We start from the raw sequence: 255 nt of genomic DNA on the forward strand, positions 1-255 counted from the left end.
ATACGACGCTGTTGAGAACCCCGATGACGGCAAGCCCGATGTAGCCCTCCTTCACCGCGGCCGAGAAGATGTAAAATTTCCCCATGAACCCGCCCGTCGGGGGAATACCGGCGAGGGAGAACAAAAAGAGGCTCATGGCGATGGCCGCCCACGGGTGCCTGTACCCGAGGCCCCGGTAATCCCGCACCCGCACCCGCTCCTCGCCCTTGCCCCCGAGCACCGTGATGAGGGCGAAGGCCCCGATGTTCATGAAGG

General features: G+C 63.9%; 1 protein-coding gene. It reads right to left on the bottom strand.

The window, feature by feature from the left end:
* On the bottom strand, nt 1–255 hold a 255-nt coding region (locus MWC30_RS22390), incomplete at both ends, for a proton-conducting transporter membrane subunit (protein WP_260101308.1).

Source organism: Desulforhabdus sp. TSK (genome assembly GCF_022836495.1).
Classification (GTDB): Bacteria; Desulfobacterota; Syntrophobacteria; order Syntrophobacterales; family Syntrophobacteraceae; genus Desulforhabdus.